At 32.4% G+C, this 17,185-nt stretch carries 14 protein-coding genes; 12 read left to right on the top strand and 2 right to left on the bottom strand.

Annotated elements, in window-relative coordinates; genetic code table 11:
• Window positions 1-81 precede the first annotated feature (81 nt).
• The 10 genes from AC2DGP_RS01835 (at window position 82) to AC2DGP_RS01790 (ending at window position 12,015) form a co-directional block, all read left to right on the top strand.
• On the top strand, window positions 82-3,057 hold the full coding sequence (locus tag AC2DGP_RS01835) for a DEAD/DEAH box helicase (RefSeq protein WP_484491325.1): 2,976 nt from the start codon (window positions 82-84) through the stop codon (window positions 3,055-3,057).
• Window positions 3,058-3,544: 487 nt separating this feature from the next.
• Complete coding sequence (locus AC2DGP_RS01830) at window positions 3,545-4,744, top strand: phosphatidylserine decarboxylase (protein ID WP_484491324.1); 1,200 nt, start codon at window positions 3,545-3,547, stop codon at window positions 4,742-4,744.
• Window positions 4,745-4,943: 199 nt separating this feature from the next.
• Window positions 4,944-5,735 (top strand): tRNA 2-thiocytidine(32) synthetase TtcA, encoded by a 792-nt coding sequence (gene ttcA / locus AC2DGP_RS01825; protein WP_484491323.1) that lies wholly within the window; start codon window positions 4,944-4,946, stop codon window positions 5,733-5,735.
• Between the two features lie 37 nt (window positions 5,736-5,772).
• Window positions 5,773-6,198, top strand: a complete 426-nt coding sequence (locus AC2DGP_RS01820) for a DUF2147 domain-containing protein (protein WP_484491322.1) — start codon at window positions 5,773-5,775, stop codon at window positions 6,196-6,198.
• 254 nt (window positions 6,199-6,452) lie between these two features.
• Window positions 6,453-8,183, top strand: a complete 1,731-nt coding sequence (locus AC2DGP_RS01815) for an arylsulfatase (protein ID WP_484491321.1) — start codon at window positions 6,453-6,455, stop codon at window positions 8,181-8,183.
• An 11-nt stretch (window positions 8,184-8,194) separates the two neighbouring features.
• Window positions 8,195-8,488: a hypothetical protein gene (locus AC2DGP_RS01810; RefSeq protein WP_484491320.1), complete on the top strand. Its 294-nt coding sequence runs from the start codon at window positions 8,195-8,197 to the stop codon at window positions 8,486-8,488.
• Between the two features lie 76 nt (window positions 8,489-8,564).
• Complete coding sequence (locus AC2DGP_RS01805) at window positions 8,565-9,095, top strand: lipocalin family protein (protein WP_484491319.1); 531 nt, start codon at window positions 8,565-8,567, stop codon at window positions 9,093-9,095.
• Between the two features lie 157 nt (window positions 9,096-9,252).
• The gene (locus tag AC2DGP_RS01800) at window positions 9,253-10,857 is read left to right on the top strand and encodes a T9SS type A sorting domain-containing protein (RefSeq protein WP_484491318.1); all 1,605 of its coding nucleotides are present in this window, start codon (window positions 9,253-9,255) and stop codon (window positions 10,855-10,857) included.
• Window positions 10,858-10,986: 129 nt separating this feature from the next.
• Window positions 10,987-11,451 (top strand): hypothetical protein, encoded by a 465-nt coding sequence (locus tag AC2DGP_RS01795; RefSeq protein WP_484491317.1) that lies wholly within the window; start codon window positions 10,987-10,989, stop codon window positions 11,449-11,451.
• 3 nt (window positions 11,452-11,454) lie between these two features.
• Complete coding sequence (locus tag AC2DGP_RS01790; RefSeq protein WP_484491316.1) at window positions 11,455-12,015, top strand: dihydrofolate reductase family protein; 561 nt, start codon at window positions 11,455-11,457, stop codon at window positions 12,013-12,015.
• A 68-nt stretch (window positions 12,016-12,083) separates the two neighbouring features.
• On the opposite strand, the gene AC2DGP_RS01785 is transcribed toward AC2DGP_RS01790, so the two are convergent.
• Complete coding sequence (locus AC2DGP_RS01785; protein WP_484491315.1) at window positions 12,084-13,262, bottom strand: HYR domain-containing protein; 1,179 nt, start codon at window positions 13,260-13,262, stop codon at window positions 12,084-12,086.
• A gap of 379 nt (window positions 13,263-13,641) precedes the next feature.
• A complete protein-coding gene (locus tag AC2DGP_RS01780) occupies window positions 13,642-15,531 on the bottom strand; it encodes a right-handed parallel beta-helix repeat-containing protein (protein ID WP_484491314.1) in 1,890 nt (629 codons plus the stop codon).
• Between the two features lie 335 nt (window positions 15,532-15,866).
• Between AC2DGP_RS01780 and AC2DGP_RS01775 the strand changes: the two genes are divergently transcribed.
• Window positions 15,867-16,778 carry a bestrophin family protein gene (locus AC2DGP_RS01775; RefSeq protein WP_484491313.1) on the top strand — a complete coding sequence of 304 codons (912 nt, stop codon included), beginning with the start codon at window positions 15,867-15,869 and terminating at the stop codon, window positions 16,776-16,778.
• Window positions 16,763-16,945 carry a hypothetical protein gene (locus AC2DGP_RS01770; RefSeq protein ID WP_484491312.1) on the top strand — a complete coding sequence of 61 codons (183 nt, stop codon included), beginning with the start codon at window positions 16,763-16,765 and terminating at the stop codon, window positions 16,943-16,945. The genes AC2DGP_RS01775 and AC2DGP_RS01770 overlap by 16 nt, the downstream gene beginning before the upstream one ends.
• Window positions 16,946-17,185: the final 240 nt, after the last annotated feature.

Below are 17,185 nucleotides of genomic sequence, written 5' to 3'. Positions count from 1 at the left end.
ATCTATTTCCTTCTATTGAAAATTATATATTCGCTTGCATTCATTTTGCTACAATAGAATTATAGAAACCAAACAGGATCAATGAATAACGTAAAGAATTGGCTTAATTACTATCGAAATAGTTTATTTGATAGTGAAAATTTGGCTGTTGATATTGCTCGTATCAAAAATTTATACCACCAAGTTAATTGCAACCTAGAAACTGGAACCATCCAGGAGAAAAATGCAACACAAATGTTGGATCTTGAAGAAAGAAGAATCAACAGACTTAAAGGTATCACTAAAAAAGATAGTCCGAACTGGTACGAAGTAACAGATACTGAAATCATCATTGCTCCCTTTGAGTTGGAATTACAAAATTCAAATTTTAAAGCTGCTCCAATCCACCCTTTTTGGATCAGAGCTAGAGTGAATAGATCAGGTCAATTAACGGCTCCAAAAGACATGTTTCCGCTAATCGTAAGAAACTATTTAGCTCCTATTGCTGATATAGGAAACGATTTTATTTTTTCAAAAATGGATCTTGTTGAAGAAGCGAGAGAAATGGAAGAACCTTTTCTTTTAGATGATGAAGAACTTGTTTCTTGGGATATTTACTGGGCTTATATCAATGATGTATTTGAAGCTATTGCTTTTAGCGACATGAATTATTTTAATGCTGAAGGATACACAACACGACACAAAGTAACTTATTTTGCCAAAAGCTCAAAAATTGCTACTGCTAAAAGTATTCTTTTTTTGTATGAAAATCTTCTCAACGAAACCATTGATTTTCCATTAATTGAGAAATTAGTAGACCCAATTGATAGAGAAAGAAAAACTGCAATTACTGATGATGGTTTTTTAAATTACAACCACTTGCATTTAGGGCAAATGTCCAATGAATTCCCACTCTCAATAAGTCAAAGAAAAACACTGTTATCGTACCTCACAGCAGAAGCCAATTCAGTAACTGCGGTAAACGGCCCTCCTGGGACAGGAAAAACTACGTTGTTACAAAGTCTAGTTGCCACCGAAGTTGTTAGATCTGCGATAAAAGGTGAAGAAGCCCCAGTGATACTTGCCTGCTCTACGAACAACCAAGCTGTAACAAATATTATTGATAGTTTTATAAATTCTGTCAGTACTATGGATGACCTTTCTGAACGCTGGATCCCAGGTTTTCATGGGTATGCAACTTACCTACCTTCTAATTCAAAGAGCGAAAAAACTTTAAAAAATATAAATTTCTTAAAAGGAAATCTATTTGGACATGAAGGAACCTTATGTGATCTTGAAAACGAAACATTTGTATATGATGCTGAAAATTTTTTCTTTGACAAATACTATGACTACTTTGGTTTTGAAGCCGACTCACTTGAGGATGCCTGCGACCATCTTCAAGAAGAAATAACAATTGTTGAAGACAATCTAATCAATGGGGTTAATATTTCAAGAGAATTTATTCAATACATCAATAAAACCAATAACGTTTTAATTGATGACCAACAATACATCAAAAAAGATCAAGTCAATGTCTTAAAAATTCAACAATGGAGAAAATCGCTTACAGCATTAAAATCCAAATCTAAAGATCTAGATTTTAAAGATCAAATTTCAACTATTTTTAAGGTATCGGAATCACAAGAAATTGGTGCTTCTCAAATATTTATTATCCCGTTAGACATTCTTGAAAACATAGAATCTGCTTTGAACTTTATAAAACAAGTAATTTCTGACCTGAATGGCGTGTTGAATTCTTTCGCTCGATTAAAAGAATGGAAAGAACAAAATAACATCAAAGGGTTCCCTTTAGTTTCTGAAGAAGAAATGTGGAATTATGAATATGAGAAAATGGATACCAAAGATTTTTCTCAGCGATTTTTCTATGATGAAATTGATATCACATTAAGGCATAAAGCATTCTTGTTGGCAACTCATTACTGGGAAGCAAGATGGATTAGTGCAACGCTGGAAATGTTAGAGGAAAACACCGAGAAAGGAACAGGGGAACTAGTAATTCAACAAAAATGGAAAAGAAGAGCGATGTTAACTCCTTGTTTTGTAGCTACTTTTTACATGGCTCCAACACATTTTGTTTACAGCCAATTTCAGGGTGAGAACGAAGAAGGAAATCCTATATTTGAGTACCTCCCACTTTATAATTTCTTGGATTTATTAATTATTGATGAAGCCGGACAAGTAACTCCAGAGGTAAGTATTCCATTATTTTCTTTAGCAAGTAAAGCGATTGTAGTAGGTGACTTAAAACAAATAGAACCTATTTGGATGATTCCTCCAGGCATTGATGCCGGTAACTTGAGTAATCAAAATATCACTTCGTCAAAGGAAGAAAACAGCTACTTAGAAAACCTGGGTTTCCTTTCATCAAGTGGAAGCATCATGAAAATGGCTCAAAATGCTTGTGAGTTTGAAACCCCATTAATTAAGGAAGCTGAAAAAGAAAAAGGTCTCTTATTACTTGAACACAGAAGGTGTAATGACGAAATTATCGGTTTTTGCAATGAACTTGCCTATGGTGGAATCCTAAAACCTATGAAGGGTACCGCCAAGCCTGATCAAATTTTCCCTTCAATGATGGCCTATCATATTGAGGGTGTAAGTGAAAGAAAATACAACAGTAGATGTAATCTTATTGAAGTAAAGTCAATTGTTTCTTGGCTAAATAAAAACAAAGAAGCCATTAAAGAGGCTTATAATGTAGAATCTGTAGAAAAAGTTTTAGGAATAATTACTCCCTTTACAAGTCAGAAAAGCGAACTTTCCAAAGCGCTAACCGACTCAGGATACAAAATAAATGATATCAAACTAGGAACCGTACATGCTTTGCAAGGAGCTGAACGGAACATCGTACTATTCAGCTCGGTTTACACTGATGAAGACGAAGGAACTTTATTTTTTGATAGAGATAACAAACCTAATATGCTAAACGTTGCAGTATCTAGAGCGAGAGATAGTTTTATTTTGTTTGGTGACACACGTATTTTTGATGAAAATAGTGAAACGCCATCAGGAGTTCTAAAAAAACATCTTAATTTAGTAGAAGTAGAACATTAACTAAAATATTTTATACAAAAGAGAGTCGCAACTCAACTTTTCAACAATTTGAAAGTCAAGAATCATCCTTAAAAACTATTAAGTAGTATCCTTAAATACTGCTAGTCTGCGCAATAAAAAATCAGTTAGTGTTTTTCCATTAAAAACACCACAAAACACTACAAAACAACAACTTAAAAATTAAATGTATTAAATACAGGTTAAAATAATTGCATTTTTTTTTAAGATACTTGTTGTTTTTATGAATAATTATTTCCTATCTTTACTATGCTATGAAAAGGAACTTATTAACATTACGAATATTTCTAAATGAAACAATGTTTTGACTCTGTTTGAAAAATTTCAAACAAAGAATTGACATTTCATTTAGAAATATTTTTTTTCATAGCCTATTGACGGAAATTAATTTATGACTACCTCACATAAATTAAAGGTAAAATGATTTTTTCACAACGTTTTATTCAACCAACTACCAATTATACTGACTATGAATTCACTATTAACCCAAATTGAATCGTCACAAGATGCTATTAATTTTTTGACGAAAAATGTTTCACTTGACAACTGGAATTACATTGAGGAATCCTTAATCATGGCAAAGTTTAAGGCTGATTTAAATCTTGATAAGGATTTATTCGATGCTTTAGACTGGCCTTTAGACAGAACTTCTTATTTAAATTACTTAGAAAGTTTCCAAAAATGGGTACCACAACAAAGTAACTCTAAAGTTTGGAAAAAACCTGGTACACCACACAGCCAAGAAGTATATGATCGTTTGTGTCATTTTTATTTCCTTGTAGACCAACAAACTGGAATTGGTATTTTATCTGAAAATATTGAATGGTTTACGGAATTTTTACTTCATTTTTCGGAAAACTGGGGATCATTCCTAGACACTAATGAATCTTTTAATGATGTCATTTTAACAGAGCACATTAAATTCTCACCACAATACCGCGTACAAGACTCCTTAATTAACGGAAGACCCAATAGTAAATGGAATTGCTTTAACGATTTTTTTGCCAGAGAATTAAATCCTGGATTACGAAAAATAGATAGCCCAGAGGATAACTCAATTGTTACGAGTCCTGCAGATTCTACCTTTAAAAAGAAATACTCTATAAATTCAAATTCCGAAATAGAAGAGATCACCATAAAACAAACTCATATATTCAATAACATTCCAGACCTATTAAAAGATAGTAAATACAAAGATTCTTTTGCTAATGGGACTTTTGTTCATTACTTTTTAGGTCCCTATTCTTACCACAGATTCCACTCTCCTGTGTGTGGATTAGTAAAAGAAAGTTATCCTGTTTATGGTTTGACTTCTTTGGATGTAAACATTGAATACAACGGACAATTTAATACTACTAGTAATACAGCAAATGGCTATCAATTTTCTCAATCTAGAGGAATCTTGATATTAGACACAAGAAACTCACCTTATGGAGACATGGGCTTAGTAGCTGTAGTTCCAGTTGGAATGTCTCAAATCTCATCTGTGCATATGTTAGCTACGCCGGATACAGTGATTGAAAAAGGAGAAGAATTTGGTTACTTCAAATTTGGAGGATCTGATGTGATTTTACTTTTCCAAGAAGGTAAAGCTCCTGAAATTAATGAATCCGAAGGATACCGCCATTATGGGAATAGCATAAGCAGAGCACAAAAAAACATAAAATAAATATTGAAACTAGTTCGCACAATATGGATCGGGGGAAAAAATATTGTTTAAACGCGAATTAGTTTCATTTTTAAGACTTTTCGTAAATTAAGGTTAAGTTAGATTTTAAAACTAATCCGAATAACTATTAAATAGGGGGTATTTGATAATTATTTTTTCGGATTAGTTTTATTTATTTGTAAGCAGTATTTTTGCCGACATGGAAAACAGAAAGTCGGTTTTAAAAAAACTTCACAGGGCAGTTGGAGAATCTATAGAGCAATACTCAATGATTCAAGATGGAGATAAAATAATGGTTTGTCTCTCGGGCGGTAAGGATAGTTACACCCTTCTCCATATGTTAATGCACTTTCAAAAAGTTGCTCCTATTAATTTTGATATTATAGCAGTCAATCTAGATCAAAAACAACCTGGATTTCCAGAAGAGGTTCTACCTACCTATTTGACAAAATTAGACGTCCCTTTTAAAATTATCGAAAAAAACACCTATAAAGTGGTGATGGAGAAAACTCCAGAAGGGAAAACCACCTGTAGTTTATGCTCGAGACTAAGGCGAGGAACACTCTATGAAGCGGCCAAAGATTTGGGCTGTAATAAAATTGCACTTGGACATCATAGAGATGATATTCTAGAAACATTTTTACTTAATTTTTTCTTCTCAGGAAAACTTGAAACGATGCCTCCTAAATTTTTAAATGACGCAAAGGATTTAGAAGTGCTACGCCCTCTCGCTTTATGCAAAGAAAGTGACATAGAAGCATATGCAAGTCACATGAATTTCCCTATCATCCCTTGCAACCTTTGTGGCTCACAAGAAAATTTGCAACGAAAAAAAGTAAAACAGATGATTTCAGATTGGGAATCCGAATTTCCAGACAGAAGCTCTATCATGATGAATGCATTATCAAATGTATTTCCGTCACATTTACTAGATAAAAAATTATACAATTTTAAAGAATTAAAAGGAAAGGATTTATCATCATTAGTTTAATTTTCATTTTTTTTATAACTTAGAAAAAAACTAACTTATGAAAAAAACAATCTTTCTTGTACTTCTATTTGCTATAACTTTTCAATCACAGGCACAGACCATTATCGGACAATGGGAAACATATGATGACAAAACAAATGAGAAAAAAGCCATCATAGAAATTTATAAACAGAACGAATCTTATTTTGCCAAAATCGTCAAAAATTTTGTTAGAGATGAAAATGCTGTGTGTGAAAAATGTGAAGGTGCTCAAAAAAACCAACCGATAATTGGCCTTGTAATCATAGAAAACCTAAGAGAAAATAAGGATGAGTACGACGGAGGAACTATTCTTGACCCTGAATCTGGTGATATCTACAAATGCTATTTAAAATTAGTTGAAGACAACAAGCTTAAAGTAAGAGGTTTTATTGGCTTTTCTCTTCTAGGAAGAACGCAGTATTGGCTCAGAAAACAACAGTAATCCTTATAATAACGTTAATTAAACAAACTTTATGATTCTACAAACCAGATTTCTTTCATTGCAGCGGTGAGAGTTAACACCACTACTATCAATTTGAAATAGATGAAGGGAATTCAATTTTCATCTTCTGTGATGAAATTAATTTATCAAAAAAAGAATTTAAGAAAACCTGATATTTAAAAGAAAATTTGCCCTTTCTCAAATTCAATATAACAGCTAAAATTTTGTATCTTTTAATTAAAAAAAATAAAAAAATGAAAAATATTCTCGTATTATTTGCTTTTGGGTCATTTTTAATGAGTTGTACCCCAAAAAACACTCCTTCTAAGGCGGTTAAACCAAACATTTTATTGTTAGTAGGAGATGATATTGGTTTCGGAGACTTAAGTTCATATGGATCAGAAATAGAAACACCCCACATGAACAAACTTGCAGAAGCTGGTGTAAGATTTACAAATTTTCATGCCTCACCTGTTTGTAGTGTTACTCGCTCGATGTTAATGACTGGTTGTAACAATATTGAAATTGGATTAGGTTCTTTCGATTACTCCTTTTACCCACCTACAAAAGGAAAATCGGGTTACGAAGGTTATTTAACTAAAAATGCAGTTGCAATTTCTGAATTAATGAAAGATGCCGGCTACGAAGTATATAAATCCGGAAAATGGCATTTAGGTGGAGAAGCAGCAGGTGGATACGGCCCTTTAGAATGGGGATTCACAAAAGAATTTGGTATTTTATCAGGTGGCTCAAACCACTGGAATAACTGGGCAATGACACCAGATTTTAGTGATCCAAATGGATTAAACGTAAAAAGAAAAGAACATTTTACTCTAAATGGAAAACATTTTGAAAGGCCAAATGGTGTATACTCAGGAGAGCTATACACAAATCAAATGTTAGAGTTCATAAAAGAAGGTGCTTCTGAAAACAAGCCTTGGTTTGCATATATGGCTTTTACAACAGCACATTTTCCTATTCAAGCACCGGCTGATAAAATTGACAAGCACTATAAAAAATATTTAAAATTAGGATTTTCAGGTCTCAAAAAAGAACGATACGAAAGTTTAAAAAAACAGGGGTTAATAACTAAAACAGCCACAGAACCTTTGTTTAATGATATTACCCATAAATGGGAAAGTTTATCTCAAAAAGAAAAAGAAATACAGGCTAAGGTAATGGCAACTTATGCTGCTATGATTGAGGATCAAGATGACAGAACTGGACAAATTTTAAATTATTTAAAAACCTCTGGGCAGCTTGACAATACCTTAATTATATACCTTACTGACAACGGCCCTGAAGGTTTCGAAGCTACCCATCCGAAAACAGGAAATCCTGAAATGGCAAAATGGATTGAAACACAATTTGATCAAAGTTTTGAAGCAATAGGTAGCGCTAATTCTGAACATACAATTGGGGTTTCTTGGGCAAATGCAGCAACAGGTGGTCTTCAATGGTGGAAATGGTTTATCGGTGAGGGAGGTATTAGAGTTCCTATGATGATTGTTCCACCAGGAGCATTTTCAACCGATTATAGCAAAGCAGGACATATTTCAAATGCTGTAATTTCTGTTAAAGATTTACCAATGACAATTTTAGATTATGCAGGTATCAAGCACCCACAAACAAAATACAAAGACAGAGAAATTGTAGCACCATCAGGAGTTAGTGCTCGACCATTTTTAGAAGGACAAAAAAAACATGTACGATCGGAAGATCAATGGTATGCATTTGAACTTTTTGGAAATGGGTATCTAATGCAAGGTAATTATAAAGTAATAAAAGTTAGAAAAGGGATGTTTGGTGATGGTAAATGGCATTTGTATGATGTTGTTTCTGATCCATCTGAAATGAACCCCTTAGAAGCAAGTATGCCTGAAAAATTTATTAATATGAAAAATTTATATTTATCCTATGCCAAAGAACATAATATAATGGAGGTAGTTCCCGAATGGAATCCTTTCAAGGCCGCAAGTGAATAAATCTGAACCATATGAAATACATCAAATTATTTTTATTTATTTTGATTTTTGGATTAGGGCTTCCAAGCTGTTCCAAGAACAATGAAAAAAGTGATGTTATCAAAGTAACAGGTAAACTAGAAGAATTAGGAATGACGACCTTTCAATATGGAACACATCGTATCAATAGTTATGTCGTTAAAAGTGAAAAGATCCAGCTTGAAAATTATTTAAACAAGACCATTACAATCTCTGCAAAAATTGCTCAAGGCTATCCTATAGAGGGTGGCCCTACCCTATTAATCGTTGACAGTATTAAAGAATAAAATTTACAATCCTGTTTTACATTTTTTTTATTTACACTCCCATAATCGCAAACCAAAACCGTTTCCAATCAAAAAAATGAAATTTAAAAATTTTTCTATTCTTTTAATTTTAGGGTTATTACTATCATGTTCGACTATCCCTAAAACAGCGCAAACAGTAACACCATTTTCAAAAGAACGTTATTTAGGAAAATGGTATGAAATTGCTCGGTTAGATTTTAAATTTGAAAAAAACTTAAACAACACAACGGCAGAATATAGTCTTAACAACAACGGAACAATTAAAGTGGTCAATAAGGGATATGATATAAAAAAAGAGAAATGGAAACAAGCCATTGGCAAAGCTAAATTTGTTACCGCAGATTCTATAGCAATGCTCAAGGTTTCATTTTTTGGACCATTTTATGGTGGATATAATATACTATCTATCGATGATGATTATAAATATGCTTTAGTTGGTGGAGGATCCTTAAAATATTTATGGTTCCTTTCCAGAGAAACAACTATTCCTGAAACTATAAAGAATAAATATCTAAAAATTGCCAAGGAAATTGGTTACAACACAAACGAACTTATTTGGGTAAAACAAACAGCACAAAAGAGCTAAACAATAATTGAACCTTACCATTCTTTCAAAATTCCCTACCAAACATCAAAAGCCAAATCTAGATTAAATTGAGTCTTCATCAATGTATTATCTAGTTACCAAACAAAGCATTAACACTTGTTTTATATAAGTTTACCATCAACTAAACTAAATCAATATGAAACAAACATTAAAAACTCTAAGTAGTATTTTTCTACTTGGATGCGGGAGTCTTATGGCTCAAGATTGGTCCAACACTCCTATTCCTGTTTCTGCAGGCTCAGGAAAAACATGGGAACTATTAGAGTCTCATTCAGATCAATTTAATTACACAGGAAAAACAACAGCTTTCACAAATAAGTGGAAGGATGGTTATTTCAATGGCTGGCTAGGACCTGGTCTTACTGAATGGGCTAGCAATCATTCTTGGGTTGCTGATGGCAACTTAATTCTAAGATCATCCAGAAAATCGGGAACAAACAAAGTAAACACTGGAATCATTACTTCTAAAACCAAAGTAAAATACCCAGTCTATATGGAGTCTAGAATTTTGGTAAATAAACTAGAACTGTCCTCTAATTTCTGGTTCTTAAGTGAAAACTCAAAACGAGAAATTGACGTTTTAGAAGTTTATGGAGGAGCAAGTTCAGAATGGTTTGCGAAAAACATGTCAACGAATTTCCACGTTTTTTATAGAGATAATAACGATAATTCAATCATTAGTGACTTTAATGCTCAAAACCATATTCCTGCCCCAAACAATGGTAAATGGAGCGACACTTGGCACACATATGGTGTTTATTGGAAAAGTCCAACAGAAGTTCGTTTCTTTATTGACGGAGTAGAATCTACGTCTGGTTCTTGGCAAAATGCTATTATGAAGGACAAAGATTACACGGGTGCTATTCTGGATAAAACTCAATACAACATGAGTGAGGAAATGTTTATGATATTAGACACTGAAGATCATGAATGGAGATCAAATGCCGGTATTGTTGCATCTGACAGTGATTTAGCAAACAATAATAAAAATAAAATGTACGTTGATTGGGTGAGAACTTATAAACCTGTTTCTAACAATGTTTCCGATGCTCCTATCGGTCAAACCATTTGGCTAAAAGCAAATAATGGTTCTGGAAAATATGTTTGTGCAGAGAAATCAGTAACAAACAACCCACTAGAAGCGGACAGAAATACAGTTGGGGCTTGGGAAAAATTTACGATTGAAGATGCTGGAAATGGTTTAATTGCATTAAAAGCGAACTCAACTAACACCTATGTTAGTGCAAGAATTGATGTAAGCGGAAGTCCTATAAGAGCGTTTCAGACTTACATTGGTAGTTGGGAAAAATTTTCTTGGGAGAGTCAAGGAACCGGAAAAGTTGCATTAAAAGCCAACGCAAATGGTAAATATGTACAAGCTAGGTTACATCTTACGGATGCTCCATTAGCTGCAGTAGGACCAGATATACAAGGTTGGGAGACTTTCAATTGGGGTAGTACAAGTGCAAAATTCGGTAAACAATCGAACATAGAAAAAGAAGTTAAATTAACCAATATATACCCCAATCCTGCTATGGATAAAATTTCGGTTTCATTTAATGAAGATGACAACTATACTTCTATTCAGATATTAAGCTTGAATGGTCAGATTATTTTAGAAGAAACAATATCAAATGATGTAAATAATCAAACTGTTGATATTTCTCAATTTGCGAGTGGAGTTTATATTCTGATCCTAAAAGGAGAAAACTCTAAAACGTTGAAGTTTATTAAAAATTAATCAAATTATTATTTCAAAAAAAAAAAGCTATCCAAATTTCTTGGATAGCTTTTTTTATGCAATGAAAATAGAATAAACCACCTTCTTATTATTTAATTACCTAACTTAACATAACTAAAAAATTATGCTATGAGTTTCCTTAAAAACAATTCCGCAAAAGCTTTAATTATTATCTTTTTCTTAAGCTCCATTTTTATTTTTACATTTGAATCATGTGAAATTAAAAAAGATAAAAATCAAGATCCAATGCAAGGGGTTTGGGAATTAACTCATTTTTATCATACTGCAAATGGGGATACACTGATTATTGATACAAAAAAAACACAGCATAAAATATATTTAGATGGCTATGTTATTTGGAATGTGAGTCCAACACATAAAAATGATGAATGGCACGGATTTGGAACCTATAATTTTTCTAATGATACCCTTACCGAAAAGTTAACATCTATGTCCAATTCGATGAAAAGCGACAATAATACGTATTCTATTCCTATTGAATTAAATAAAAATAGTTACAAACAAATTAACACTTACATTTCTAACGATACCCTCTTTCAAAATATTGAAATTTATAAAAAACTAAAAAAATAATTTATGAAATGCTCTGCATACATTGCAACAAGTTTAGATGGCTATATTGCCACCAAAGATGATAATATTGATTGGCTACATGCTGCAGGAAATGGAAAGCAATTAAAACCTGAAAACGCGGATATGGGATTTGGAAAATTCTTAGACTCCGTTGATTGCATTATCATGGGCAGAAAATGTATGGAAGTAATTGCTAACATGAATCTTACTGAAGAACTATGGCCCTATAGAAATTTAAAAATAATTGTTCTAAGCAACACACTTACAAAGATTCCTGAAAGTTTAACTGGTAAAATAGAATATTACTCCGGTAATCTTTTGGAACTAACAAATTCCTTAGAAAAAAATGGTTTTAAACACGCCTATATAGATGGTGGAACAACAATTCAAAACTTCATCAATCTAGGGCTCATCGAAGAAATCACCATTACAAGAGTTCCTTTGCTTCTAGGTGAAGGGAAACCATTGTTTGGTAAAACTTCTAAAAATATAACACTCGTAAATCCATCAGTTTCTGTCTTTGAAAATGATTTTGTACAATTAAAATACAAGGTTGTTTATTGATATAACCTGAAATAAAAAAAGCACCTTTATTCAATAAAACAAAGGTGCTTTTAATTTTTTAAAAAGAACTATTTATCTTCTAAAACCCAGGTACGCACCCAGTCATATTTTGTAGTTCTATCATCCCATGAAGCTGTTTCAAAAATACTCCCCGTTTCATCAACTGGATTCCAATCATAGGTTTCAATTGCCATTGTTATATATCCTGCAATATCAAAATCTGTGGTAGGTGTAACCGTATACATGTATTCTCCATCTAAATAAAACAATAATTCTGTTGGCGATTTCCACCAGCAACCATATACAAAAAATCGAGAATGATTTTTTTCTGTAAGATTTTTAACTCCAGATTTTCTTGTTTCCTCATTAATATCACAAGATCTTTTATGACGAATGGCATTTGAATGATATATATTATCCCATTTTTTTGCCCATGAGTGAGTTCCACTATGCACACGTCCTACACATTCTTGAATATCTAATTCTAATTTTCGTATCGGTCCATTGTTACAATTCTGTTGCATTGCAATCCAAAACGTAGACGACATAATTGTTTTATTAGCCTGCATTCTACATTCATAATACCTACCTGGCTCAGCTTTTACTTTAGATCTAATAATTGCACCTCCATGCGTCCAATCAACACCTCTAAAACTTTTCGGAGTTTCATATTTCAACGTTGTTACATTTAAATTTCCATCACTAACTGAAACATTTTTTGATTCAAACAAGGCAGGTTCCCTACCATACCAACGAAAACCATCCGTTGCTGGATCACGATGCCATTTATCATCATCAAAGTGAGCATCGTTAAACTCATCTGAAAGTTCTTCAACTTTCACCCATTTCTTTCCGTCTGGCACCCCTACTCCATTTTGAACAGCATAAGGTCCCTCTTTTTTTACCGAGACAATTACCTCAAAACTACAAGAAGTAATATTACCCGCTTTATCTATAACTCTAAATTCATTTCTAGTGGTACCAATTGAAAATTGAGATCCTGAGCTCAAACCAGCCGTTTGATTTGTTACCGCTCCAGCTTTGTTGTCATACCCTTTGGGTGCTACATAATTAACAATTACCGAATTTACACCTTCAGAAACTTGTATCTCTATATTTTCGACACATTCAATGGTTGGCTTTACATTATCTGTCGTTAAATTATTATTCTCCTCATTTTTTGCACAGGCAATATTAGATAAACTTAATACTGCTCCAAATGCTAAACAAATTTTTGAAATCATCATATAAAATATTTTTCATCAAATATATAAGAACAAAAAAGCATTTTGCATTCGAAATGAATTTCCAATTAGAACATATGTTTTTAAGGACTTGTAAAAAACTTGATTAAAACTTTATATACCATTTAATGACTTTTTCACTCTTACCTTTAATAGCAAAACCCTAACCCTAAAAACAAATAAAACACTGTAAACAAACACATTAAAAACCAACAACAATCATAGACATCTGTGAAATTCTATTTGGAGAAATCCCTTACAACTACGGTAATAAAACAAACATATTTTACTAAAGCATCTTGAAATATTGATTCAAAAAACTTCAAAAAAAATCCGAACAGCAATTACGGCTGTTCGGATCTGAATAGAAATCCAAAAAACATCAATTTTGAAACTGAGCATTATCTCTACCGATGTTTGTACAGTTACGTTTGTACAATTTTGTGTTACTCATTATATCTTTAAATAAAATATTTTTACTATCATACATAAGTGTGTATTTGTAACTTTTATTAGAATCCAATGTTAAATTCTGAAACGTCAAATCGTAAGCTGTAGTAGTACTAAATTCGTTAATTTTTTGAAGAATCATAGATGCATGACTAACACTAACATGACCACCATCAACCACCGTGTTAAATATTTCTGACTTGTATCCAATAAAACCATAACATTTGATATCCAAATTGCTAATAATATCATTGTTCAAAACGGAAGCATTAGATAGTATTCCTAAAGAAATCCCATTTCTACAATCCGTAATTGTATTATTCTCAGCATTAATGTTATTTCCACCCAAGGTTAATCCTGTATAATAACCTGTAATTTGATTTCCCGAAACCATGATATTTTGAACAATTTCTTCTCCCAATATTTTTTTAGACTTCACATTTATCGCAAAAATCCCATTTACAGATGCCGCTTCCCTATTTACAAATACATTGTTTTTTACAACAACATTATTAGAATGTCCCGTACCTAATCTTTTATCCATTCTATTATTTTCTATAACCACATAACTTGCAGAATAACTAACAATGTCACCAGCTTCATTCTCATACAAATCGCAATTATCTATCACAACACCCTCTACTTTTTGATATTCCAATAAAGTACCATCAGCAGTACGTTCACGATATGCTTCTAGATCAATTCCATATTTAGGAGCTACACCTGCACTACTGTAAACCAAATTTCCTGAACTATCATAATGTTGATTGCCTATTCCTACATGATGTATATGACAATTTTCAATCCTAGTTTCGTATGCATCAGTTATAGAAATACCATTTCTTCTCACACTAAATATTTCACATTCGGTAATAAGCAATCTTTCAGTAGTCCTATTTCCATCTGTCAAACTTCCATCCGTATTTCTTAATTTACTTTGACTTACCATGATTCCATCACCAATAGCTTCACTCATCTTAACTCCCTCAACAACTGCATCATGAGCGCCAATTATATTTAACAAATAACCAAACTCATGAGTATCTCTAGAAACTCCATAAACACTTGTAAAAGGACTGTAATCATGTGCAGCTCTATCTCCCACAAGATGCCCGCCAGTAATTGAAGAATTCTCCGTATCGTACATGGATATCAAAGCATAAGCAGGCATATGGGTAGGCTGTACTTTGATATAAGCCATCTCCCCTAGTCTCAAATGGAAATTAGAAGGTATTAAAATTGAATTTTCAGTCATTTTTACATTATTTGCAAATGCTGTTTCTACATTGAAAAATGCGTCAAGATCATCAATATACATAGAACTACCATTCAATCCTTTTACCGTTGCAATAGCCCTATTCATCTGTAAGGTATTTTTACTAGCTATTGAATCCTCAACAATACCTTCTGTAACATTCCATCTAGCTGCTTCAAAATTATATTCATTTGATAACAAAGAAACGTTTCCTTCAATATTCAAAGTTGAATTCAATAAAGCACCATCCAATCCTCCACCATCAAAAACCAAAGTACCATTAACTATATCTCCTCCATTAAAAACAAAATTTATATTGGGTTCAAGGATAACAACCGCTCCTCCTAAATCCCAAATACACGATACAAGATTCGTTGAATTACTTTGGAAACTCAAATCATCAAACAAACATATTTCTGAAACTCTTTTTAAAGAATTACTTTTAACTGTAGGGTCTGAAATTTTTGTAATACTATTTTCTTCGATTACATCTTCTTTGCAAGACTGCAAACCTAATAACAAGGTTGTACATAAAAATAGGCCTGTGATCTTCATTGTTTTTTTCATTGTAATTTTTTTAAAAGTTATACTTAGTTTATCAAACTAAAAGCAGCAAACGTATATATATTTTAAATTTATTGAACAATTAATATATCTTCGGCAAGTTAGCCCCGATAGAAACGACCTCAACAGGTTAATAATAAACCACTTAAAAAAAACAGAGCATATATCTAATAAACAAATGGAAAACAGTAATGAAACGCACACTGTTTTATATATGACATTTCAATAAAAAAACTCGTAAGCCTGTTCTTATTCATCAATAACAAAAAAATGTCATTCAAATCAAAAACATTATTTTCTAAATAGTAGTACCTTTCTTAAATAAAAATTTTCGCTTTATGTTTACTAAAAAAATATACCCCGTAGCAACTGTAATAAAATGGACCAGGAGATATATTTATTATTTTATACCCATTTCTTTAATTCCTGTAATCCTTTATGACCTATTTGATTGGAATTGGCTTCACCTACCTTGGTTGCCTATTAGTTTAATCGGTACCGCACTGGCATTTATTAGTGGTTTCAAAAACAATGCATCTTACGGGAGGTTATGGGAGGCCAGAAAAATTTACGGTGGAATTGTCAACAGCTCGAGGCTATTAGCAACAATGCTAAACGACTTCCTTACGAATGAATTCACGGAGACGCCAAGATCTGAGGAAGATTTTTTTCAAATTAAGAAAGCAATTATTTTAAGACATATCGCTTGGATGACCTGCTTAAGACACGCTTTAAGATCAAAAAAAGGATGGGAAACCACCCATACGAATACTTCAGATAAAGAACATATGTCTGGTATAAAAGTAAGGGAGTATGAATTCTCATTAGAGGAGGAATTACAAGGATATTTATCCGATAGTGAAACCAATGACGTTCTTAGCATGACGAACAAACAAGTCGGTTGCTTAAAACTTCAATCAAACCATTTCAAAGAACTAAAACTCGCTGGATTAATTGATGATTTTAGACATATTGAATTTAAAAATTTAATAGAAGAATTCTTTGCCTTACAGGGAAAAGCAGAAAGAATAAAAAATTTCCCCTATCCAAGGCAATTCGCAACCCTTAATAATTTTTTCGTGTGGATTTTTGTACTACTACTTCCCTTTGGATTGATGAATGAATTTGATCAAATTGGAGAAGAACTACTTAAAACAAACTCAAATAACCCCATGTATACTTTTATTGCATCACATTTTGTATGGCTTACCATCCCTTTTAACATTATCATTTCATGGTATTTATGTTGATGGAGCGTGTTGGTGATGTTTCAGAAAATCCTTTTGAAGGAATGAGTAATGATGTTCCTATTACAACAATTTCTAGAGGAATTGAAATTGACATTAGAGAGATCATAGGAGATTCGAAAGAAAACATCCCCAAACAACATCCTGAACTATTTCATACACAAATGTAAACTGATTCAATTAAAAAACTTATTGAATCAAAGTAAGATCTTCATAGAAAAATTCACTTGTCTATTGGGTAATTTCAAACCAAATAAACAAGTGATTTTTTTATACTTAGATATGAATCAGGCAACTTTCATCATTTTTAATTAAAAAACATAGCTCCTTAACAATAGTTAATTCTCAATATTAATAAGGGTTTGTAAACTTTCAAATCAAAATCTAAAAAAAAAGATTGTGCAACAAAT

It is taken from the genome of Flavicella sp. IMCC45537, assembly GCF_057197705.1.
Note: the sequence above shows the minus strand (reverse complement) of the source record. Positions and strands in the feature narration are given on the sequence as shown.

Excerpts from the sequence above, each read along its gene's own strand:
- AC2DGP_RS01835 (WP_484491325.1), top strand. The coding sequence starts at position 82 with ATGAATAACGTAAAGAATTGGCTTAATTACTATCGAAATAGTTTATTT.
- AC2DGP_RS01830 (WP_484491324.1), top strand. The coding sequence starts at position 3,545 with ATGAATTCACTATTAACCCAAATTGAATCGTCACAAGATGCTATTAAT.
- ttcA (WP_484491323.1), top strand. The coding sequence starts at position 4,944 with ATGGAAAACAGAAAGTCGGTTTTAAAAAAACTTCACAGGGCAGTTGGA.
- AC2DGP_RS01820 (WP_484491322.1), top strand. The coding sequence starts at position 5,773 with ATGAAAAAAACAATCTTTCTTGTACTTCTATTTGCTATAACTTTTCAA.
- AC2DGP_RS01815 (WP_484491321.1), top strand. The coding sequence starts at position 6,453 with ATGAAAAATATTCTCGTATTATTTGCTTTTGGGTCATTTTTAATGAGT.
- AC2DGP_RS01810 (WP_484491320.1), top strand. The coding sequence starts at position 8,195 with ATGAAATACATCAAATTATTTTTATTTATTTTGATTTTTGGATTAGGG.
- AC2DGP_RS01805 (WP_484491319.1), top strand. The coding sequence starts at position 8,565 with ATGAAATTTAAAAATTTTTCTATTCTTTTAATTTTAGGGTTATTACTA.
- AC2DGP_RS01800 (WP_484491318.1), top strand. The coding sequence starts at position 9,253 with ATGAAACAAACATTAAAAACTCTAAGTAGTATTTTTCTACTTGGATGC.
- AC2DGP_RS01795 (WP_484491317.1), top strand. The coding sequence starts at position 10,987 with ATGAGTTTCCTTAAAAACAATTCCGCAAAAGCTTTAATTATTATCTTT.
- AC2DGP_RS01790 (WP_484491316.1), top strand. The coding sequence starts at position 11,455 with ATGAAATGCTCTGCATACATTGCAACAAGTTTAGATGGCTATATTGCC.
- AC2DGP_RS01785 (WP_484491315.1), bottom strand. The coding sequence starts at position 13,262 with ATGATGATTTCAAAAATTTGTTTAGCATTTGGAGCAGTATTAAGTTTA.
- AC2DGP_RS01780 (WP_484491314.1), bottom strand. The coding sequence starts at position 15,531 with ATGAAAAAAACAATGAAGATCACAGGCCTATTTTTATGTACAACCTTG.
- AC2DGP_RS01775 (WP_484491313.1), top strand. The coding sequence starts at position 15,867 with ATGTTTACTAAAAAAATATACCCCGTAGCAACTGTAATAAAATGGACC.
- AC2DGP_RS01770 (WP_484491312.1), top strand. The coding sequence starts at position 16,763 with ATGGTATTTATGTTGATGGAGCGTGTTGGTGATGTTTCAGAAAATCCT.